The organism is Enterococcus sp. LJL99 (genome assembly GCF_054871725.1).
Genome location: NZ_JBTXLT010000001.1, coordinates 315,765 through 336,986, shown reverse-complemented (window position 1 = coordinate 336,986; position 21,222 = coordinate 315,765). Strand labels below are relative to the sequence as shown.

Below are 21,222 nucleotides of genomic sequence, written 5' to 3'. Positions count from 1 at the left end.
GCAATCGCCCGTTGAGTTTCTAATTAAGAATTGCAATGATAAAAAAAAGTAAAAAAAATCGATTTTTTTATAGAGTGAAATGATGTTCAGTAAACTAAAAGATTGGTAAAATAAAATAGCACAGGAAAGTAGGTGTAAAGGATGAAAAAAATTTTAGAAGTAAACCATCTAAGCAAATCCTATGGACATAGAAATAATAAGGTTCAGGTTTTGGATAATTTGTCTTTCTCTGTTGATCAAGGGGAATTTATTGGGATTATGGGTCCCAGTGGAGCCGGTAAATCAACACTGTTAAATACTATTTCAACTATTTCTTTACCTACGATGGGAACCGTTTCTATTGATGGACAAGATATTTTAAAAATGCGAGATAATGAATTAAGTGATTTCAGACGTAAAAAATTAGGATTCATTTTTCAAGACTTTAATTTGATGGATACGCTGACGGTTAGAGACAATATTTTACTGCCATTGTTTGTTGATCGTTTAGCTATAGATAATATGGAAGAACGTCTAGCTCATGTAGCTAATATTTTGGGAATAACGACTATTTTATCCTCTTATCCAAATGCGATATCGATTGGTCAAAAGCAGCGTGTTGCAGCAGCCAGAGCGTTGATCACGAAACCGAAAATCATTTTTGCTGATGAACCAACAGGATCGCTAGATTCAAAATCAGCAGCAGAATTATTACAATATATGACTGAAATGAATCTTCAAGATGATGCAACGATTATGATGGTTACACATGATCCATATACGGCTAGTTATTGTAATCGGATTTTATTCATTAAAGATGGTGTTATTTTCTCTGAAGTTGTTCGCCAAGGGTCGCGCAAAGAATTCTTTAACCGAGTGATTGATATGCAAGCAACAATCGGTGGGGGTGGACGAGCCAATGATTTTTAATTTAGCCAAAAAAAGTTTAAAAGGTCAGTTTTTGAATTATTTTGTTTACTTTGTTAGTATGACTTTTGCGGTTGTTGTTTATTATTGTTTTAATGCGCTTACCTATAATCGTACTTTGGTAAGACGGGCAGGACAAGATATTCATATTAATGGAGCGATGAGTTTAGGCGGGGCATTGGTTATCATCATGATTTTAGGTTTTATGCTTTCGGCTAATCATTTTTTCTTATCTAAAAGAGAAAAAGAAATTGGGATTTATCAATTGATTGGTATGAGAAAAAGCAAAATTTCTTTTTTATTTTTTACTGAAACACTGATACTAGGTGCGTGTTCTTTATTTTCAGGCTTGGTTTTAGGTATTATTTTTTCAAAATTATTTTCGATGGTTCTAGCAAAAGCGATGTTTCTCCAAGTAGATAGTTTATTTTCATTATCGATTCCTTCGATGATTCAAACAAGTATTATTTTTGTTTTAATGTTGTTGATTATTTCTGCGCGAAGCACTTTTTTGATTTATCGTTATCATTTGAGCAAGGTATTCGATCGTTGGGATAAAAAAAATAGCAATGAGAATCAATTAACTAAAACAAGTATTTTTTTAAGTTTTTTAGGTTTATTTTTGATTCTATTGGGCTATCTGCTGGCCTATAATATTATAGAAGTGATTATGCTTTTATTGAAAAGTAGATTAGGAATAGACGGTGCAATCTTTTTACCATTATTTATTTTATTTGTTTGTTTGATTGGCACATATCTATTTTATAAATATACAATCTACCTACTAGTTTTCTTATTAAGTAAAACCAATTTTGCGCAACATCATTTGAATATGTTAGTGCTTGGGAATACTAGAGTTCATATTCAAAGAGGACGCAAACGATTATACGCAATCACTATTTTTTTGGCAACTGCACTAAGTATGATTGGCGGAGCAACTTCTTTTTATACAATTGGTATGCGTTCTGTAAATGTGACCGATCCAGTAGATTTTTTAGTTTCGGAAAACCATTTTGAACAAATGAATCAAATTATTCAGTCAGAAAAGCAAGCTAAAATTGAGACTAAAGTCCAGTTGCATTATAAACTAACAGGCGCTAAACTGCAGTATAGGATTGGTAGAGCAGCTAGTCAAGATTTTACTAATTTAGTCAATATATTGGCATTATCAAATTACCAAGAATATCAGCAAATAAATCCATATTTGAAAGAAATTACGCTGAATAGCGAAAAAAATACGGTTGTATTGGATAGTGAACAAGATTTATTAAGTGGTTTGGTCGATTATCAAATTCCTGTTAACTTAGCAGGGGGAATCAATTTGGAAGTGCAAGCGGTCCAAGGAGATTATTTAGGTCAAATTTTGATGCGTTATGATGCGCCGACTTTAATTGTTTCAGATCAAGTGTTTTCTCAAATAAAAACGGGAACAGACTATATGTTGGTTGCCTTTGATTTAGCAGCAGAAAATGAAGAGAAAGTAGTAAACAAAATTATAAATCAAATCAAACCAGATTGGCAAATGCCGATTCAGTATAATTATGAATGGGCCAATAATCAAGTTGAAGGCACAATTGAAAAAAGTTCTAATAATCTAGAAGATGGAGAGAAGCAAATAGAAGATAAACGGCAAGAAATGTGGCAACTTAATTATACGAGCCGTTTTCCTGACTTACGTTATCAGCGCCGAGTGATGGGGTTATTTATATATGTAGCGATGTTTTTAGGTGTGCTAGCTTTTATTATTAGTGGGAGTATCTTAATGTTGCAACAATTTTCAGAAGCAGAAAAGGAAAAAGAAAGTTATGATTTATTAAAAAAAATCGGTGTTCCCAAAAAGCAAATCACTCGTTTAGTCTATCAACAAAATAGTATGATCTTTTTCCCACCAATGATAATTGGAAGTTTACATGCGCTTTTTGCCATATTGATATTGAGTAAAGTAATCAGTAGTTCTGGATATTGGTTAGCTTACTTTGCTTGTGGTTTATTGATTCTAATCTATTTATTTTATTTCTTTTTAACTTCAGCAATATATAGTCGAATTGTCCACCGAAAAGATCGCTGACAATAAAAATTAGTTATAAAAATAACGAAATAATTAATTTGTAATAAAATGTAATTTTTATTTTAGCTTTTGGTGTCGCTCGGCTAGTTTGAGCTAGAATTCATTAAACTCCTAGAGATCGAAGCAGATACGAATTAATAGTAAGAATTAGTGGAAAGTTAAAAATGTTTAAGAGAATACTAAGCGAAAAAGCCAAGAAAACGCTTGTTTATCTAAAGTGACAAAATTGTTAGGGAAAAAAACAAAATCATTCGTTGAAAAGCTTTCTTTTAAGATTTTTTTCATATACAATAACGTTAAAAAAGTAAAAGGTAGTTCACTTTTGGAGGAAAAAATGAAAGAATTTATAAATCAACCAAATGTCCGCTTCTGGTGCAAATTTATTGGGAAAACTTTTTTCTACTTTATGATCATCCTTGTATTGATTTATCTATATCACTATAAAAATATCAATGGCGGATCATTTATTTACAATGAGTTTTAAAAGAAGGGGTGATAGGATGACAATAAAAGATTTAGTAAAGACAATTGATCTTTGGGGTGAAAAAGAACCAAATCGTCCCGTTTATAATGAAGAAAATAAAACGTATACGTACGGTGAATTAAAAAAATATTCAGATCAAGTTGCCATCTATTTACAAGAAAAAATTCAACGAGAACAAGCAGTGGTTGTTTATGGTGCGCTGGAATTTGAAATGCTGGTTTGTTTTTTGGGAGCAGCTAAAGCGGGCAATCCTTATATCCCAATCGATGCTCATACGCCAAATGAACGAATCGAAATGATTTTAAGTGTAGCGGAACCAGCGCTGATTTTTTCAGTTGATGAATGGCCAGCGATTCAAACAAGTACAAAGCGTTGTTCAACGCCAGAATTGCAGTCGATTTTTAATGCACAAAAGCCGATGACTCAGTTTAAGCCAGTGACTGCAGATGAAACGTATTACATTATTTTTACCTCTGGCACGACAGGTGTTCCAAAAGGTGTACAGATCAGTCATGATAATTTAGTTAGTTTTGTTGAATGGTTGATAAAAGATTTTAATCTTTCAGAAGGCATGCGTTTTTTAGCGCAAGCACCGTATTCGTTTGATCTTTCAGTCATGAGTTTGTATCCTGCGTTAGCTTCAGGTGGGTCATTAACGCCATTAGTCAAAGAAGTGATTGCTGATTTTAAACAACTTTTTGCTGCGTTGCCTCAATTAGAAATCGATGTTTGGGTTTCCACGCCATCCTTTATGGATATCTGCTTAATGGAGCCGACTTTTGATGGAAAACATGTCCCGCAATTGAAACGAATGCTGTTTTGTGGCGAAGAATTACCAAAAGCCACAGCTCAAAAATTATTAGAGCGATTTCCAAAGACGGCTGTTTTCAATACGTATGGACCGACTGAAGCAACAGTAGCTATTTCAGGGGTACAAATTACTGAAAAGCTATTATCAAATTATGGTCGAGTACCTATCGGTTATGTTAAGGAAGATACCAAAATCTATATTATGGAAGAAAATAAAGAAGTTGCCCCTGACCAGGTGGGTGAAATTATTATCGCTGGTCCTAGTGTTTCAAAAGGCTATATGAATAATCCAGAAAAAACGCAAGCTGCATTTTTTGATTATCAAGGACAGCCTGCTTATCATACGGGAGATGCTGGAAAACTGGTCGATGGTATGTTGATTTACGAAGGTCGAATTGATTTTCAAATAAAAATGCATGGCTATCGAATTGAATTAGAAGATATTGATCATCATTTAACAGAGGTTTCTTATGTGAAACAAGCAATGGTTGTTCCAAAATATCAAAATCATAAAGTGCAGCAATTAGTGGCGTATATTGTGGCGCAGCCAAATGAATTTGATAAAGAGTTCAAATTGACAAAAGCTATCAAGAAAGAATTAAGTGCTTCTGTTATGGATTACATGATTCCTCAAAAGTATATTTATGTGGAACAATTACCTTTGACATCAAATGGAAAGATTGATCGTAAGGGATTAATAAATGAGGTGAACACCAGTGAGTAACTTCCCTTATATGATTCCTTATGCTAATCCAATTTATTTTATTTATTTGATTATTGCACTGGCTCCGATGGTCGCGACGTTATTAATCAAAGGAAAACGTTGGTCGTGGTATCAAGTGTTAATCACTTTGTTTTTCTTGTTTATGAGCTTTGGCGGAGAAGACTGGCATCAAGGAGTCGCGTTAATAGGCTATGTTGTTTTTCAAACGGTTTTAGTGTGGCTCTATTTCCATTATCGCCAAAAAAAGAACAACAGCTGGATCTTTTATGGTGCTGTGATGCTGGCGATTGCGCCTTTGTTTTTAGTAAAAATAACTCCGTTTCTATCCCATAAACCATCTTTAGTTGGCTTTTTAGGAATTTCTTATTTAACCTTTAAATCGGTTCAAATGATTATGGAAATGCGGGATGGAACGATTAAGAGTTACCGTATTTTTAGATATATTCAGTTCCTATTGTTTTTTCCGACGATTTCATCTGGACCAATCGATCGTTATCGTCGTTTTGAAAAAGATGTTGATAATCCACCGAACTTGGATAATTATCTATTCTTTTTAGAAAAAGGGATTCATAATTTGTTTTTGGGCTTTTTATATAAGTTCATTATTGGCTATTATTTAGGGCAAGTTTTGATGCCGATTGTCGCGAAATTTGCGGAAAAATCTGGTGGACTATCGTGGCATTTAGTTGTTTATATGTATGTTTATAGTTTATATCTCTTTTTTGACTTTGCCGGTTATAGCTTATTTGCAGTCGGTACAAGTTACTTGATGGGATACGATACACCGATTAACTTTAATAAACCTTTCCTAAGTTGGAATATTAAAGAGTTTTGGAATCGTTGGCACATGACGCTATCTTTTTGGTTTAGAGATTTTGTTTATATGCGTTTGATGTTTATGCTAATCAAAAAGAAAGTGTTTAAAAGTAGAATTGTTGCTTCAAATGTCGGCTACTTTGCTTTATTCTTATTAATGGGTGTTTGGCATGGCTTAACTTGGTATTATTTAGTTTATGGACTTTACCATGCGACACTGATCTGTGTGACAGATGCCTGGCTTCGCTTTAAGAAAAAACATAAAGCAAAAATTCCGTCGAATAAGTTTACTCATGCGTTTGCGGTATTTTTAACCTTTAATGCCGTATGCCTTAGCTTTTTGATCTTTTCAGGCTTTTTAGATACGCTATTTTTTAAATAGTTGAATCCATAAAAAAATAAAAATATGCAGCGTTTCGCTGCCATAGAGGAGCAAATTAAAATGAATGTTGAAGAAACTGTTTTAGATATTTTAGAAGAAATTACAGGTACAGATGAAGTAAAGGAAAATAGAGAAGTTGATTTATTTGAAGAAGGATTGATGGACTCTTTAGCAACTGTTCAACTACTAGTAGAAATAGAAGGACAGTTAGGTGTACAAGTTCCTGTTTCAGAATTTGACCGCGATTTATGGAATACACCAACTAAAGTTATCGAGCAAGTGAAAGCATTACAATAATGACGACAAAGAAAAAATTATTAGGCGTTTTTGGGCCTCTGATTGCAACTGCGGTTTTGTTGTTGATATTTTTTTTCACCCCAATCAAAATAGATTTGGATAGTAAGTCTGTTTTGGAAGATGCGTCTACTGCCATGAGCGCGAATGTTCTTAGGGGAAATGCAATCAAAAATAAAGCAATCAGTTCTGAAGAGTATATTCCTTTCTTTGGTTCTTCAGAATTGAGCCGAATTAGCCCGTTCCACCCATCTGTTTTAGCTGAAAAATACAATAGAAGTTATCGTCCATTCTTACTAGGCGCTCCAGGGACACAATCATTAACACAAGCTATGATGATGCAATCGATGGGAGATAGTTTGGATCATAAAAAAGTGGTCTTTATTTTATCCCCGCAATGGTTCGTTAAAAAAGGAATAACGGAAGATTATTTCAATGCTTATTATTCAAAGTTACATGTTTACCAATGGGTTACTAGTATTAAAAATGTCGATGAGAACGATAAATATCTTGCGAATCGTCTGCTTGAATTTCCTAAGGTAAAAGAAGATAAGCGATTAACAACTGTCTTAGAAGGAATTAAAGAAGGAAAGACTCCTACTTTTTCTGAGAAGCAAACGATGGATATGACAATCAATGCACTTGCTCGTGAAGATGAATTATTCAGTAAAATTGGAATGATTAGCAAAGAAGAAGCAATCAAGAAAGCTGAAAAGTCATTACCTGCTGTTTATAATGATGCGGAGTTAGATGAACTAGCTTGTGAAATTGGTAAAAAAGCAACGAGTAACAACGAATTTGAAATTTCAAATAATTTCTTTACGAAACGTTTGAAAAAGAAAATTGGAAAACTTGAAGGCGCGCAAAAAGATTTAGATTATCGTTATTCTCCTGAGTATTCAGATTTTCAGGTTGTTTTAAATCAATTAGCGAAAAACGAAGCGGATGTTTTGTTTATTATTCCACCAGTAAATAAACATTGGAGTGATTATACAGGACTATCGCAAGAAATGTTACAAGAAGTTAGTGAAAAATTAACCTATCAATTAGAAAGCCAAGGATTTACGAATATCGCTGATTTTTCAAAAGAAGCCTCAACGCAATATTTTATGGCTGATACGATTCATTTAGGTTGGCGTGGCTGGTTAGCTGCTGATCAGTATATTGAACCGTTTTTAGAAACAACCAATCAAAAGAAACCAGTTTACCATTTGAATGACTCCTTTTATTCCGAAGAATGGCAACAACAAGATCCAAAGACAATCAAAAAGTAGCGAACAGAGTTTTAAAGTAGAGGCGCTCTCTTTACCAAGGGAACTCTACTTTTTTGCTTATATAAGTTGTGATACTATTTCTGAACGTTTAGCACAATCAGCTTTTTATATTGCTTCTAAAACAAGCATTTTTTTCATCAAGGGTTTAATGACGTTTGTTTTAAAATACGACTAAGAAATGGTATACTACTTTACATGTGAATATATGATAGGAGGAAAAGCGATGGAACAAAAAGATGAGCAACTTTTAATTGAATTGACTGATGCTAGAGGGGTTCCTGGAAATGAAGGAGAAGTTCGAGAAATCTTTAAAAAATATGCTGAACCATTTGCAGATAAAATTATATACGATGGATTAGGCAGTATTATAGCAAAACGTGTGGGTGAAAAAGAAGGACCGAAAATTTTCTTTTCAGGTCATATGGATGAAGTAGGCTTTATGGTCACTCAAATCACTGAAAAAGGTTTTATTAAATTTCAAACTTTAGGTGGTTGGTGGGGTCAAGTTATGTTAGCGCAACAAGTCCAAATTAAAACCAATGCAGGCAAAATCATTCACGGAGTGATTGGTTCAAAACCGCCGCATGTTCTAAGTGCAGAAGCGCGCCAACAGCCCTATGATGTAGCCGAGATGTTTATTGATATTGGTGCATCAAGTGAAGCAGAAGTCGCTGAGTGGGGCATTAAACCAGGTGATATGATTACTCCTTATATTGAATATAAACGGATGAATGGAACAAAATTCATGTTAGCTAAAGCGTGGGATAACCGCGTTGGGACTGCTGTTTCTTTAAAAGTATTAGAGAACTTAGCTCAACAAGGACATCCCAATATTCTTTTTGCAGGTAGTGATGTCCAAGAGGAAGTAGGATTACGTGGCGCTCAAACGAGTACCCATCTTGTTGATCCGGATATTGCGTTTGCTCTAGATACAGGAACAGCAGGAGATACCCCAGGAATGACAGCTAAAGAAGCTGATTCCGAATTAGGAAAAGGACCACAAATTTTGATTTTTGATGCTTCAATGATTCCGCATAAAAAATTACGTGATTTTGTGATTGAAGTAGCAGAAGAAAATAATATTCCATTCCAGTATACAGTGATTGCTGGTGGTGGAACAGATGCAGGAAAAATGCATTTAACTAGAAATGGTATTCCGTCCTTAGCGATTACGGTACCTGTACGTTACTTACATTCACATACTTCAATCATTCATGAAGATGATTATTTGAATACGGTGAAATTAGTAACAGAAGTCGTTAAGCGTTTAGATGCTGAAACGGTTGAAAAAATAAGAGCGTTTTAAAAAAAAGGAGTCCAAAATGAAAAATAAAGTAACTAATGCAATGCATCGTGAACAAGCACGAATCTCTTTAACAAATAATTGGGGGAAAATGGCGTGGATTACCTTTGTAGCAGGGTTGATTAAAGTAATCATTGGCGCAATTGTTGAAGGAGTCACTCGTTTTCCAGCAGAAAGTGCAGCTAGTAATACTACCTCGTTTTTATTGAATACATTTATCTTTTTTGCAATTACGTATGCAACATATAATTGTGCACTGAAAGTATTAAGAGGTCAAAAAGTGGAAGTTAGTATGCTAATGTCATTTTTTAGCGGCACCTTCTATTTGCCAATGTTTTTAATTAACTTGATTGAAGTTATTATTAATTTTTTACTTAATTTGATTGTTTTACTGCCTATTTTACTTACGTATGGTGGATCATTGTATTTCAGCTTGATGTTTAATACTAATTCACTTCTGACAATTCAAAACAACATAGGAACAAGCATATCTTTAGCGATTTTATTACTATTTATTGGTGCATTAACGTTTTTTATTAGCATATTTATCAGTGGTGTTTTCCAATTTTCAGTTTGGACTAAAATCGATAATTCAGAGTGGGGAGTTAAAGAAATTCTTAGCTATTCTTATTCATTGATGAGCGGTCGTTTTGGACAATATTTATTGTTACAGCTTTCCTTTGTTGGTTGGTATATCATTGGTGCATTAGCTTTAGGCTTAGGTTTATTGTGGGTAATTCCGTATCATAATGTAGCCGTTGCTAGTTTTTATGAAACAGCGCGTGAAGAAAATGGCTCATTTGTTTCAGAGGTATAAAAAAAATGCTAAGGTATGGCTGAAGGGGAGCGAAAAAGAGGTATTTTTCAGACCTGCACTTGGTTATAGTTGAATAGAAAAGAAGGGATAGCAAGACATTTTTTTAGTTTTGTTGTCCCTGCTTTTTATGATACTATTAGTTATACTTAACTAAAGGAAGGTGACAACATTGAAGATTACTGTTTTAGGTTGTTTAGGTGCGTATCCCTACAACGGACAAGGAACCAGTTCTTATTTGTTAGAATCTGAGGGCTTTCATTTGCTTTTAGACGCGGGCAGTACAACATTAGTTAATTTAGAAGAAAAAATTGATCCATTAACTTTAGATGCCGTGATTCTTTCACATTACCATCATGATCATATTGCTGATCTGGGTGTGCTTCAATATTATAGACAACTATATCCAGTTCTTGAACCAACGCCGATTTTACCGATTTATGGTCATACAGAAGATCAAGAACACTTTGAAGCATTGAACTTAGCGAATGTTTCAACTGCAATTCCTTATTTTGAAGCAGAGGAATTGAAAATAGGACCGTTTCTGATTACCTTTATGAAAACGATTCATCCCGTGCCATGTTATGCGATGCGTTTTGTTGAAGAAAAAACAGGAAAAGTCTTTGTTTATACAGGCGATTCTGGTTACTTAGAAAGCTTCATTGACTTCGCTAAAGAGGCAGATGTGTTCTTAGCGGATACTTATTTGTTTGCAGGAAATGAAAACCATCATGCGCACTTTACGGCAAAAGAATCTGGTGAAATTGCCAAAGCGGCTAACGTCAAGAAATTGATTTTAACCCATTTGCCTCAACATGGGTCGTTAGCGCTTTTACGAGAACAAGCAGAAAAAGCTTCAGGACAAGAAATTCCTGTTCTTTTAGCTGAAAAAAATCTAGTAATTGATATATAGTTGAAAGAGGAGTGGAGCCGATGATTTTTGTACGTAATGATAAAAACGATCCAACTGTTAATTTAGCGATTGAAACTTTTCTGTTAAAGGAAAAACAATTAGATGAACCGATTCTTTTATTTTATGTCAATGATCCCTCGATTATTATTGGTCGAAATCAAAATACAATTGAAGAAATCAATCAAGAGTATGTGGATGAACAAGGAATTCAAGTTGTTCGTCGTTTAAGTGGTGGCGGAGCCGTTTATCATGACCATGGAAATTTGAATTTTAGTTTCATTATGCCGGATGATGGCAATTCTTTTCGGGATTTCGCAAAAGTGACTGAGCCGATTATTCAAGCGTTACATGAATTAGGTGTTTCAGGAGCGGAATTAAAAGGTCGTAATGATTTAGTGATTGATGGGTTGAAATTTTCTGGTAATGCAATGTATGCAACGGAAGGCAGAATGTTTGCTCATGGAACACTAATGTTTGATAGTGATATCAACGAAGTTGTTAATGCTTTAAAAGTCCGCAAAGATAAAATCGAATCAAAAGGAATTAAATCAATCCGTTCACGCGTAACGAATATTAAGCCATTTTTACCAACGGAAAAACAGAGCATGACAACGGAAGAATTTAGTGAAGAAATCTTACTGAAAATATTCGGTGTTTCCTCAATTGATCAAGTTAAAACCTATGAACTGACGGAAGAAGATTGGCAAGCAATTGATAAAATTTCAGAGGAGTATTACCGAAATTGGGAATGGAATTATGGCAAATCTCCTGCATTTAACTTAGAACGTCGCCATCGTTTCCCGATTGGGACAATCGATTTACAAATGAATATTGAAGATAGCACAATTAAAGAAATCAAAATTTTTGGTGATTTCTTTGGTTTAGGTGAAATCGCTGATGTTGAAAAATTATTGACGGGTGTCAAATATGAGAAACAGGCGATCCAAGCGGCAGTAGACAAAATAGATGTGAAGAAATATTTTGGAAATATTGAAAAAGAGGAATTGGCTAAACTGATCTATTAAGATACACTAAAAACAATCAAGTCAAAAAAGAGAAGAGATAAAAATTGATATTTATAAAATGATTGAACGGATCTGTTTCATTTTAAATATTATTTTTTTCTCTTCTCTTTTATACGGATGAAAATCAAACGACTTAGTTACGCAAAAGAGTAAATAATTTACATTATCAACTGATAAGGGTTATACTTTAATAAAAATAAACGGGTGGTGTGATTTTTGAAAAAAATTATTGTGATTGGTGCTGGAACGGCAGGTCTAGCGTCAGCAGTTCGTTTACAGAATCAAGGATATGATGTGCATCTTTATGAAAAAAATCCTCAAGTTGGTGGAAAAATGTACCAAATCAAAGAGCAAGGATTTACTTTTGATGTCGGTCCAACAATCGTAATGATGCCAGATATTTATCGTGAAGTGTTTACAGAATGTGGCAAAAATCCAGATGATTATATTCCAATGGAAAAAGTTGATCCGATGTTGACGTTGAATTTTCCGAATGAAGAACCCTTAGATATGTCTTCCGATTTGGTTTCTTTAACAAAAGTTTTGGAAGGAATCTCAGAAGATGATATGCAAGGCTATTTGGAATATCTTGCAAGTATCTATAAACGCTATCAAGTAGCTAAAAGAGCATTTATCATGCGTTCTTTTCGCTCGTTTTGGGATTTCTATAATCCAAAATCGTTAATTGAAGGATTTCGTTTACACACATTTAACGATGCTTACAGTTCGATTTCTAAATTTGTGAAAGATGATCGCTTAAGAAAAGCACTAGCCTTTCAAACGCTTTATATTGGTGTTTCGCCCTATAATGGTCCTTCATTATATACAATTATTCCGATGATTGAATTGATTTATGGAATTTGGTTTATCAAAGGTGGGATGTATACTTTAGCTTCTGGAATGGCCCGATTATTTGAAGAACTTGGTGGGACGATTCACTTAAATACACCCGTTGAAGAAATTATTTTTGAACAAAAGAAAGCAACAGGCATAAGAACTTCTACAGGAGTTATTTCGTCTGATTATGTTGTTTGTGATGCCGATTTTCCTTATGCGATGAAATCGTTGATTCCAAATGAAAAAAATCGTGGGAAATATACAGATAAAAAAATCGATCAAATGGAATATTCTTGTTCATGTTTTATCCTTTATTTAGGATTAGATAAAAAATATCCAGTTAAATCATTGCATACGATTCGCTTTGCTAATGATTTTGAGAAAAATATCAATGATATTTTTGATGATGGAAAATTACCAGATGATCCTTCATTTTATGTGTATGTTCCTTCTTCGATGGATGAAACATTAGCACCGAAAGACCATGAAGGAGTTTATATTTTAGTTCCTGTTCCTGAGCTGTCTAAAGGAGTTCAGTGGGATGAGCAAACGAAACAAGCTTTTCGTAAACGAGTGCTTGATTTAGTCAAAGAAGAAACGATTTTTGCTGATATAGACGAACATATTGTGTTTGAAGCTTGTTATACACCGAATGAGTTTAAACAGGATTTTAACGCCTATAATGGGGCTACTTTCGGCTTGAAACCAACATTGAAACAAAGTAATTATTATCGTCCACATAATAAATTTGATTATGCAGACAATTTATATTTTTGTGGCAGCAGTACACACCCAGGCGCGGGTGTTCCAATTGTACTTACTAGTGCTAAACTAGCTGTAGAGGAGCTGATGAAAGATGATAAAACCTAAAGAGCAACTGGCTCCGCTTTTTTTAGAGTATGCTGCTGATTTTGAAGCTTGTGAAAAAGTAATAAAGAAACATTCTAAAAGTTTCTATCGTGCATTTTCTCAACTGCCAAAGCAAAAAGCATTGAGTATTTTTGCTATTTATTCGTTTTGTCGAGAGGCAGACGATAGTATCGATGTTTTTCATGACCCAGCTAGATTAAATCAGTTAGAAATTGAACTGAATGAATTCTTAGCAGGAAATATTCCGGACCGACCTTTTTGGCGTGCGTTAGTTCCTGTTTTTGCTACCTATAAAATGAATGAGCAAGCTTTTTACGATATGCTGATTGGGCAAAAAAAGGATATTACTTTTAAACAACCAGAGACACAAACCGAACTAGAGGAGTATTCGTATTTCGTTGCAGGAGCTGTGGGGATTATGTTATTACCGATTCTTTCAAACGTGCCTAATGAAATCGAATCACAAGCAATTAAACTTGGACAAGCGATGCAATTAACGAATATTTTGCGTGACGTAGGAGAAGATCAGCGGAATGGTCGTATCTATTTTCCAGAAGAAGTGATGGAATTTTATGGTATTTCGGCAGAAGCTTTGAACGCAGAAACGATTGATGAAGCATTTATTGACATGTGGGAGTTTGAAGCTAGACGTGCAGAACAACTGTATCAAGAATCATTGTCGATGATGGATCAAATCGAAGATGATGCTCAAGAAGCATTGTTATTGTCGCTCGTTTTTTATGAAGCGATTTTGGATGCTGTCAGAAAAAATGACTATGATTGCTTCACCAAACGAAATTATGTGAAGAAACAGCAACAAATAAAACTATATCAAGCTGTAAAAGCACAATTAAAGGAGCAACAAGTTAAATGAGTAATATTTATGGTTTTATTGTCTCGACATTATTTGTTTTGTTGATTTTAGCTATTAGCTTAGTTGCTCAAAAAAAAGCGTTATTTAGTGAGGAAACGACTAGAAAATTTGTTCATATCGGCGTTTCGAATTATTGGTTTATTGCAATGCATTTTTTTACAAATAATATTTGGGCCAGTATTGTTCCAATCATTTTTATTGTCGTTAATAGTTTATCCTACCGTTATTCGTTGATTTCTTCTATGGAACGGACAGAAAAGGATCTTGCTGGCTTGGGGACGGTTTATTATCCTATTTCGTTAACGATTTTAGCTTTAGTGACGTTTAGTTCGTTTAGTCAACCTTATGTTGGAGCATTAGGGATTTTAACGATGGGTTATGGTGACGGATTAGCAGCGGCGATTGGCAGTAAATATGGAAAAATGAAACTCCCCTTTGGAGATGGCAAGAAGACGGTTTTGGGAACTGCGACAATGTTTATAGTAACCTTTGTTGTAATTAGTGGAATTCTTACCGTTTATCGTCCAGGTCAATCATTGTTGGTTGCTTTATTTTTAGCTTTTGTGGGGACCTTTTTAGAATTACTGACACCTAATGGTTTAGATAACTTGACGTTGCCATTAGGTATTTCATTTATTTATCAGTGGTTATTTTACTAGAGTTTATTTGAACAAAGATTGAGGTAGTGATATTTAAGTATGAAAATAAAGTTCAGCCTCTTTAAAAGTTTCAAAGCAGTTCTAAGTTAGTGTGAGGAGAAAAAAATGTTTCAGTTGATTATAGGATTTTTATTAAATAGTAGTGTTGTTATTTTGGCACCAAGGAAAAAATTGTTGACAACAGATGGTGCAATCACGGCTTTTGTGATTGGCATGTTATTTTATCTATTTGGCGGTTTTTTCAGTTGGTTATTATTGATTTTATTTTTTCTTTCATCCAGTATCATCGGAAAAGTTAAAAAATATTATGGATTAATAGACGAAACTGAACTTGTCGTTGAAGAAAAAAAAGGACGTAGTGCGATCCAAGTGATTGCAAATAGTGTACCAGCATTGATTTGTTTGGGTTTGTTTTATTTTACCAATCAAACCTATTTTTATTTAGCAATGGTTGGAACGATTGCTGGTGCAACTGCGGATACCTGGGCATCTGAAATTGGAATTTTAAGTAAAAAAACGCCTGTTTCGATTCTTACATTTAAACCCATAGCGGCCGGTTTATCTGGTGGGATTACACTATTAGGTACAGTTGCCAGTTTTTTTGGTGCTAGTTTTATCGCTGTTTCATTTCTTGTGTTTTTCTTTGGAAAATTGCAATCAATTGAGCAGGCCTTTTTATATAGTGTTATTATTGTCTTGAGTGGTTTTATTAGTTCAGTGATTGACAGTATTTTAGGGATTCTTGTACAGGAAAAATTTCAGTTAGAGAATCAAGTGATTACAGAAGTCAAAGGACAAGATACTTCAACCTTGCTATATTCTGGAATTAAAGGAATTGATAATAATATGGTTAATTTGATTACAGGTATTTTGACCGGTTTTGTTGCAGCGATTTTTGCTTATTGTTTACTTTAAAAGGTAGGTGAAAGGAATGGTAAATCATGTTAATACGCGTCAAGCGATTATTGATGTAGCAACTGATTTATTTATGACACATGGCTATTTAGCAACATCTACACGGCAAATTGCGCTGGAGGTGGGAATTACTCAACCAAATCTATATAGTCATTTTAGAAATAAGGAAGCAGTTTATTTAGCTGTTTTTGAGCAATTAGCTGCCACTGTTCAAGAAAATTTGCAAGAAATTTTAGCTAGTGATGAGAAAAATCCTGAGAAAAAGTTAAAAGCAATGGCGAATGAACTGAAAAAAAGACATTCTTTCGATTTCAATATGATGATGCATGATATGGAAGTTGAATTATCAAAAGAATTGCGCGCTAAATTATTTGTTTTATGGCAAACGTCTTATTTCGAGCCCTTTTTACGCTTTTTTAAAGCCGAAAAACAGCTTTTGAGGGGTGGAGCAACGCCGGAAATAGCTGTTAAGCACTTCTTAGGAACATTAGCACCTTATATCAAAAAAGAAGTACATGATACATTGACGATGGATCAGGTTGTTGATTTTTTTCTCCATGGAATTTGGCAAACGTGAAAAAGGTGTTCACTTTTTGTTGATTCTGTTATATTACTAAAGTAGAATAAAACAAGTGATTAAAGGAACAGGAGTATAAATATGCGAAATGAAATGATGCATCGCCCCGTAGTCAAAAAAGAATTAGTCGACTTTATGCGGGAAAAACAAAAAAAGATTTCGGGTGAATTAGGTAAAATCGAAGAAGAAGCCCATGAAGCTGGGATTCCAGTTATTCCACATGAAACGGTCGTTTTTTTACAATTTCTTTTACAACAATTACAGCCCAAAAATATCTTGGAGATAGGTACAGCGATTGGTTTTTCTTCAAGTTTAATGGCTCAATACGTTGGTGAAGATGGACATGTTACGACAATTGATCGCTTCGATGTGATGATTCGAAAAGCGAAAGTGACTTATGAACGACTAGGTTTATCTGATAAAATTACGTTATTAGAAGGACAAGCAGCCGAAATTTTACCTACTTTGACTGAAAGCTATGATTTTATTTTTATGGATAGTGCGAAATCAAAATATATTGAATTTTTACCAGAATGCTTACGTTTATTGCGTGTTGGCGGTGTCTTGATGGTAGATGATGTTTTTCAAGCGGGAACCATTTTAGACCCAATCGAAGAAATTCCGCGCAGCCAACGAACAATTCACCGTAAACTAAACGCTTTTCTAGAAACGGTAATGACACATCCAGATTTAACATCGACATTGGTACCATTAGGTGATGGAGTAATCATGATTACCAAAGAAAAAGCAGAAATTGAATTGCCTGAAAATCCTTAAACAATCAAGAATTGTTTATCTTATTTGAAAGTAACTGTACACAAAGTTTGATTCTAATTTTGTGTAGAGCTACTTTTTTATTTTCATTTAAGTTTCATCTTCTATAGTAGACGTGTGAGGGGATGAAGCAAATGATAAAAAAATTACAACGAAACAAACGAATGTCTTTGATGTTAGGAATCATGCTGGTCAGCGGACTGTTCTTTTTTTTAGTGGGAAATAGTATTCTTGCTTTTGCTGAAAAATTAACCCTACCCAAAGAGGCAGTGGAGATTCAAACACCAACTATTTTTGTTCCAGGAACGAATGGAACTGTCAATCGGTTTGATTCACTAATTAAACAATTAAAAACCGAACATCAAAATAATGTATTGAAAATAACGGTAAATAAAGATGGCTCAATCACAAAGAAGGGTAGTTTAGCTATTGATGATAGTCAGCCAATCATCGTTGTTGGTTTTAAAGATAGTAGCGATGAAACATTAACTGTTCAAGGGAAATGGTTTCAACAAGCGCTAGCAGAAATTCAAAAATATTATCTTTTTGATACGTATAACTATGTGGGGCATTCTAATGGAGGTTTAGTGATTACCTCTTATTTAGAAGAATTTCAAAAAGAGACAGATCCAACATTAGCCAAATTAATAACAATTGGTACTCCATTTAATGGAACTTCGACAACAGATAATGAAGCAGTGACTACTTTTACTAAACTAAAAACAACAACTGATTTATTGGCAGGCTATTTGACATTAACAGAGAATATCCCGAAGACTATTCAAATGTTAAATATTGCTGGTGAAGTTGAAGATACTGCATCGGATAATACCGTTCCAGTACAAAGTGTTTTTTCAGGTAGATATATTTATCAAGAACAAATCGAATCTTATGAAGAAATATTAGTAAAAGGAAAAGAAACTAATCATAGTGCGTTAGTTGAAAATCAACAGGTTATTGATGAAATAAAGGCTTTTTTCTGGTAAAAGAAAGAATTAGAGGTAATACATCTATCGTAATTTGTTTTTATGGAGAAGTAACTTGAATAAATAAAATTTTATCTGTTAAAATCAAAAGTGGGAATGTTGCTTAATTAATTCTTTATGTTCTGTTCCTGTTATTAGAGTAACAAAGCAATAAAAAGCCTTATTGAGAATAATAGCGTGATTTTCTCAAAAAAGGTCTAGGAAATTAACGAAATAAAATGATTAAATTATAATAATTCTATTGACGTAATTATTTCAAACTGCTATGCTAGTAATGTAGAAAAAAAGAGGAGGACTAGATATGAATTTAATTAATACGAAGTTACTTGATTTTGAATGTGATGCTTACCAAGATGGTGAGTTTATTAAAGTAAAAACTGAGGATGTACTTGGAAAATGGAGTATTTTCTTCTTTTATCCAGCTGACTTCTCATTTGTTTGTCCAACAGAACTTGGGGATATGCAAGATCATTACGATCACCTTAAAGAATTGAACTGTGAAGTTTATTCTGTTTCTGAAGATAGTCATTTTGTTCATAAAGCATGGGCAGATGCAACAGACACAATTGGAAAAATCAAATACCCAATGCTAGCAGATCCAACTGGGAAAATCGCTCGTTTCTTTGGCGTTTTAAATGAAGAATTAGGTCAAGCTTACCGTGGAACATTCATTGTTAGTCCAGAAGGTGAAATCAAATCTTACGAAATCAATGACATGGGAATTGGTCGTAATGCAGACGAATTAGTTCGTAAATTAGAAGCGTCTCAATTTGTTGCAGAACATGGTGATAAAGTTTGTCCAGCAAACTGGAAACCAGGCGAAGAAACAATTGCACCAAGCTTAGATTTAGTTGGTAAAATCTAATTAGTTAAAGATTAAAGAGCTCGAAGCAAAACGAAAAATCGGTTTTGTTTCGAGCTTTAATTTCCAAAAGCAATATAATAACTAGGAACTTTCTGAAAACGATTGAGGAATAAAGTTTTACGAAACAATTCGCTGTCATCGTTCGCAAATATTTTCTAAATGCAAAGCCCTTTTTTAGTAATTGATAAAAAATTAATCTCTATGCTAGAGTAAAAAAGAAATAAATGAAAAGGAAGATAAAAAAATGAATGAAGAAATTTATGATTTAATTGTAATCGGCGGTGGTTCAGCGGCTCTATCTGCAGGAATCTATGCTGGTCGCGCAATGTTAGATACATTAATCATTGAAAAAGATAAAATTGGCGGACAAGTGACCACAACTTCAGAAATCGTTAATTATCCAGCGATTCGAATGACAACAGGTCCAGAATTGATGGAAGATATGCGTGTACAAGCACTTGATTTTGGTGTTGCTTTTGCGACAGATGATATTATCGATGTTGATTTTAGCCAAACGGTTAAAACGGTAAAATCAGCGACTAAAACGTATCAAGCGTATGCAGTGATTATTGCTACTGGCGCATCTGCACGCAAAATTGGTTTTCCGGGAGAAGTAGAATTTACGGGTCGAGGAATTGCTTATTGTTCAACGTGTGATGGGGAATTTTTCCAAGGATTAGATATTTTTGTAATCGGTGGCGGTTATGCAGCAGCTGAAGAAGCAGTTTATTTAACTCGCTATGGAAAATCAGTCACTATGATTATTCGTGAACCTGACTTTACTTGTGCAAAATTAACAGCGGAAGCAGCAAAAAATCATCCGAACATCAAAATTGTTTACAACACAGAAGTCAAAGAAATTACTGGGGACGATTTTGTTCGTAAAGCTGTTTTTATTAACAATGAAACAGGTGAGGAAACGACGTATGAAGCACCTGAAGGAAGTACCTTTGGCATGTTTGTATTTGCAGGAAATAAACCAAGTACTGAAATTTTTACAGATAAAATTGAATTGGACCGTGGTTATGTCCCAACGAACGACTTGATGGAAACCAATGTTGCTGGTGTTTATGCAGCAGGAGATTTACGAATCAAAGAATTGCGCCAAATTGTAACTGCAGTTGCAGATGGAGCAATTGCCGCAACAAGTGCTCAAAAATATATAACAGAAGAAAAAACAAAAGCAGGACAACCCATCGTTAATAAGCGTTTAGAAAAACGTCTTGCAGAACAAAAAGCTACTGCCAAAGACACTAATCCAACTGAAAACAAAGCGACTAAAGCTACGAGTTCAACGAGTGGTCAATGGTTCCCAGAAGCAATGAGAGAACAGTTATCTGGCATTTTTAGCAAGCTTACGAAAAAAGTTACCTTGTTGCAAGTGATGGATAGTTCGGAAGAAAAATCATTAGAACTAAATTCATTTTTAACTGAATTTTCTTCATTAAGCGAATATATGACGTTAGAAACGATTCAAAAAGGTGAAAAACCAGAATTAGAGACAGCTTATGCAATCGATAAATTACCAACTGTTGTTATTTTGAATGATCAAAATGAATATACTGGTATCAAATTTAGCGGGATTCCAAGTGGGCATGAAGTGAATTCGATTGTTTTAGCGGTTTATAATGTCGGAAGTGCAGGTCAACCGTTAGAAGCTACGACGATTGAGAAAATTGAAGCATTACCGAAGAAAAAAGTTCAAATCTTTGTTTCATTAACTTGTCATTACTGTCCAGATGTAGTTGCTGCTTGTCAACGAATTGCGTCTGTCAATCATAATGTAGAAGCAGAAATGATTGATATTGGGGTATTTCCAGCACTGAAAGCTGAGAAGAAAATTATGAGTGTCCCAGCAATGATTATTGATGATCAAGAAATCGTCTTTGGTTCGAAAAACATGGATGAGATTATTGAAATTTTAGAAAAATAATTACAGGATAAGATTGAGGAATAAATAGAAATAGACTGTCAATCACAAAAAATGCAGGGCTTGATTTTTGTGATGAACAGCCTATTTTTTTGCGGAATTTGTTGAAGAGTAGCTTTTTT

General features: G+C 34.2%; 20 protein-coding genes. All 20 read left to right on the top strand.

Annotated features, from left to right (window positions below; translation table 11 throughout):
* The first annotated feature begins 141 nt into the window (after nt 1-141).
* The 20 genes from ACYSNW_RS01655 to ACYSNW_RS01560 all read left to right on the top strand — a co-directional run bounded on the left by ACYSNW_RS01655 (nt 142) and on the right by ACYSNW_RS01560 (nt 21,103).
* The gene (locus tag ACYSNW_RS01655; RefSeq protein ID WP_461742608.1) at nt 142-909 is read left to right on the top strand and encodes an ABC transporter ATP-binding protein; all 768 of its coding nucleotides are present in this window, start codon (nt 142-144) and stop codon (nt 907-909) included.
* On the top strand, nt 899-2,974 hold the full coding sequence (locus tag ACYSNW_RS01650) for an ABC transporter permease (protein WP_461742607.1): 2,076 nt from the start codon (nt 899-901) through the stop codon (nt 2,972-2,974). The genes ACYSNW_RS01655 and ACYSNW_RS01650 overlap by 11 nt, the downstream gene beginning before the upstream one ends.
* A 334-nt stretch (nt 2,975-3,308) precedes the next feature.
* Nucleotides 3,309-3,458 carry a teichoic acid D-Ala incorporation-associated protein DltX gene (locus tag ACYSNW_RS01645; protein ID WP_461742606.1) on the top strand — a complete coding sequence of 50 codons (150 nt, stop codon included), beginning with the start codon at nt 3,309-3,311 and terminating at the stop codon, nt 3,456-3,458.
* 16 nt (nt 3,459-3,474) lie between these two features.
* The gene (gene dltA / locus ACYSNW_RS01640; RefSeq protein ID WP_461742604.1) at nt 3,475-4,992 is read left to right on the top strand and encodes a D-alanine--poly(phosphoribitol) ligase subunit DltA; all 1,518 of its coding nucleotides are present in this window, start codon (nt 3,475-3,477) and stop codon (nt 4,990-4,992) included.
* Nucleotides 4,985-6,190 (top strand): D-alanyl-lipoteichoic acid biosynthesis protein DltB, encoded by a 1,206-nt coding sequence (gene dltB / locus ACYSNW_RS01635; protein WP_461742603.1) that lies wholly within the window; start codon nt 4,985-4,987, stop codon nt 6,188-6,190. Before dltA ends, dltB begins: the two co-directional genes overlap by 8 nt.
* 60 nt (nt 6,191-6,250) lie before the next feature.
* On the top strand, nt 6,251-6,487 hold the full coding sequence (dltC, locus tag ACYSNW_RS01630; protein ID WP_461742601.1) for a D-alanine--poly(phosphoribitol) ligase subunit DltC: 237 nt from the start codon (nt 6,251-6,253) through the stop codon (nt 6,485-6,487).
* On the top strand, nt 6,487-7,758 hold the full coding sequence (gene dltD / locus ACYSNW_RS01625) for a D-alanyl-lipoteichoic acid biosynthesis protein DltD (RefSeq protein ID WP_461742600.1): 1,272 nt from the start codon (nt 6,487-6,489) through the stop codon (nt 7,756-7,758). The genes dltC and dltD overlap by 1 nt, the downstream gene beginning before the upstream one ends.
* Nucleotides 7,759-7,981: 223 nt before the next feature.
* Entirely contained in the window at nt 7,982-9,064 is a 1,083-nt protein-coding gene (locus ACYSNW_RS01620; RefSeq protein WP_461742599.1) for a M42 family metallopeptidase, read from the top strand.
* Nucleotides 9,065-9,080: 16 nt separating this feature from the next.
* Nucleotides 9,081-9,878, top strand: a complete 798-nt coding sequence (locus ACYSNW_RS01615; protein ID WP_461742598.1) for a DUF975 family protein — start codon at nt 9,081-9,083, stop codon at nt 9,876-9,878.
* A gap of 169 nt (nt 9,879-10,047) precedes the next feature.
* Complete coding sequence (locus ACYSNW_RS01610; protein WP_461742988.1) at nt 10,048-10,788, top strand: MBL fold metallo-hydrolase; 741 nt, start codon at nt 10,048-10,050, stop codon at nt 10,786-10,788.
* Nucleotides 10,789-10,808: 20 nt separating this feature from the next.
* Nucleotides 10,809-11,813: a lipoate--protein ligase gene (locus tag ACYSNW_RS01605; protein ID WP_461742597.1), complete on the top strand. Its 1,005-nt coding sequence runs from the start codon at nt 10,809-10,811 to the stop codon at nt 11,811-11,813.
* Between the two features lie 216 nt (nt 11,814-12,029).
* Nucleotides 12,030-13,520 carry a phytoene desaturase family protein gene (locus tag ACYSNW_RS01600; RefSeq protein WP_461742596.1) on the top strand — a complete coding sequence of 497 codons (1,491 nt, stop codon included), beginning with the start codon at nt 12,030-12,032 and terminating at the stop codon, nt 13,518-13,520.
* Nucleotides 13,507-14,394, top strand: coding sequence for a phytoene/squalene synthase family protein (locus ACYSNW_RS01595; protein ID WP_461742595.1), 888 nt, complete (start codon nt 13,507-13,509; stop codon nt 14,392-14,394). Before ACYSNW_RS01600 ends, ACYSNW_RS01595 begins: the two co-directional genes overlap by 14 nt.
* Nucleotides 14,391-15,053, top strand: coding sequence for a diacylglycerol/polyprenol kinase family protein (locus tag ACYSNW_RS01590; RefSeq protein WP_461742594.1), 663 nt, complete (start codon nt 14,391-14,393; stop codon nt 15,051-15,053). Before ACYSNW_RS01595 ends, ACYSNW_RS01590 begins: the two co-directional genes overlap by 4 nt.
* A 105-nt stretch (nt 15,054-15,158) precedes the next feature.
* Entirely contained in the window at nt 15,159-15,968 is an 810-nt protein-coding gene (locus ACYSNW_RS01585; protein ID WP_461742593.1) for a DUF92 domain-containing protein, read from the top strand.
* Between the two features lie 16 nt (nt 15,969-15,984).
* Nucleotides 15,985-16,545 (top strand): TetR/AcrR family transcriptional regulator, encoded by a 561-nt coding sequence (locus ACYSNW_RS01580; RefSeq protein ID WP_461742592.1) that lies wholly within the window; start codon nt 15,985-15,987, stop codon nt 16,543-16,545.
* An 81-nt stretch (nt 16,546-16,626) separates the two neighbouring features.
* A complete protein-coding gene (locus tag ACYSNW_RS01575) occupies nt 16,627-17,322 on the top strand; it encodes an O-methyltransferase (protein ID WP_461742591.1) in 696 nt (231 codons plus the stop codon).
* 131 nt (nt 17,323-17,453) lie between these two features.
* Nucleotides 17,454-18,305, top strand: coding sequence for an alpha/beta hydrolase (locus ACYSNW_RS01570; RefSeq protein WP_461742589.1), 852 nt, complete (start codon nt 17,454-17,456; stop codon nt 18,303-18,305).
* Nucleotides 18,306-18,606: 301 nt separating this feature from the next.
* Complete coding sequence (gene ahpC / locus ACYSNW_RS01565; protein WP_461742588.1) at nt 18,607-19,170, top strand: alkyl hydroperoxide reductase subunit C; 564 nt, start codon at nt 18,607-18,609, stop codon at nt 19,168-19,170.
* A gap of 244 nt (nt 19,171-19,414) precedes the next feature.
* A complete protein-coding gene (locus ACYSNW_RS01560; RefSeq protein WP_461742587.1) occupies nt 19,415-21,103 on the top strand; it encodes an FAD-dependent oxidoreductase in 1,689 nt (562 codons plus the stop codon).
* Nucleotides 21,104-21,222 lie beyond the last annotated feature (119 nt).

Bases quoted from the DNA above. Each gene is read 5' to 3' on its own strand.
- ACYSNW_RS01580 (WP_461742592.1), top strand. From the start codon at position 15,985: ATGGTAAATCATGTTAATACGCGTCAAGCGATTATTGATGTAGCAACT.
- ACYSNW_RS01620 (WP_461742599.1), top strand. From the start codon at position 7,982: ATGGAACAAAAAGATGAGCAACTTTTAATTGAATTGACTGATGCTAGA.
- ACYSNW_RS01585 (WP_461742593.1), top strand. From the start codon at position 15,159: ATGTTTCAGTTGATTATAGGATTTTTATTAAATAGTAGTGTTGTTATT.
- dltA (WP_461742604.1), top strand. From the start codon at position 3,475: ATGACAATAAAAGATTTAGTAAAGACAATTGATCTTTGGGGTGAAAAA.
- ACYSNW_RS01615 (WP_461742598.1), top strand. From the start codon at position 9,081: ATGAAAAATAAAGTAACTAATGCAATGCATCGTGAACAAGCACGAATC.
- ACYSNW_RS01650 (WP_461742607.1), top strand. From the start codon at position 899: ATGATTTTTAATTTAGCCAAAAAAAGTTTAAAAGGTCAGTTTTTGAAT.
- ACYSNW_RS01605 (WP_461742597.1), top strand. From the start codon at position 10,809: ATGATTTTTGTACGTAATGATAAAAACGATCCAACTGTTAATTTAGCG.
- ahpC (WP_461742588.1), top strand. From the start codon at position 18,607: ATGAATTTAATTAATACGAAGTTACTTGATTTTGAATGTGATGCTTAC.
- ACYSNW_RS01645 (WP_461742606.1), top strand. From the start codon at position 3,309: ATGAAAGAATTTATAAATCAACCAAATGTCCGCTTCTGGTGCAAATTT.
- ACYSNW_RS01560 (WP_461742587.1), top strand. From the start codon at position 19,415: ATGAATGAAGAAATTTATGATTTAATTGTAATCGGCGGTGGTTCAGCG.
- ACYSNW_RS01595 (WP_461742595.1), top strand. From the start codon at position 13,507: ATGATAAAACCTAAAGAGCAACTGGCTCCGCTTTTTTTAGAGTATGCT.
- ACYSNW_RS01655 (WP_461742608.1), top strand. From the start codon at position 142: ATGAAAAAAATTTTAGAAGTAAACCATCTAAGCAAATCCTATGGACAT.
- ACYSNW_RS01570 (WP_461742589.1), top strand. From the start codon at position 17,454: ATGATAAAAAAATTACAACGAAACAAACGAATGTCTTTGATGTTAGGA.
- dltD (WP_461742600.1), top strand. From the start codon at position 6,487: ATGACGACAAAGAAAAAATTATTAGGCGTTTTTGGGCCTCTGATTGCA.
- ACYSNW_RS01590 (WP_461742594.1), top strand. From the start codon at position 14,391: ATGAGTAATATTTATGGTTTTATTGTCTCGACATTATTTGTTTTGTTG.
- dltC (WP_461742601.1), top strand. From the start codon at position 6,251: ATGAATGTTGAAGAAACTGTTTTAGATATTTTAGAAGAAATTACAGGT.
- ACYSNW_RS01575 (WP_461742591.1), top strand. From the start codon at position 16,627: ATGCGAAATGAAATGATGCATCGCCCCGTAGTCAAAAAAGAATTAGTC.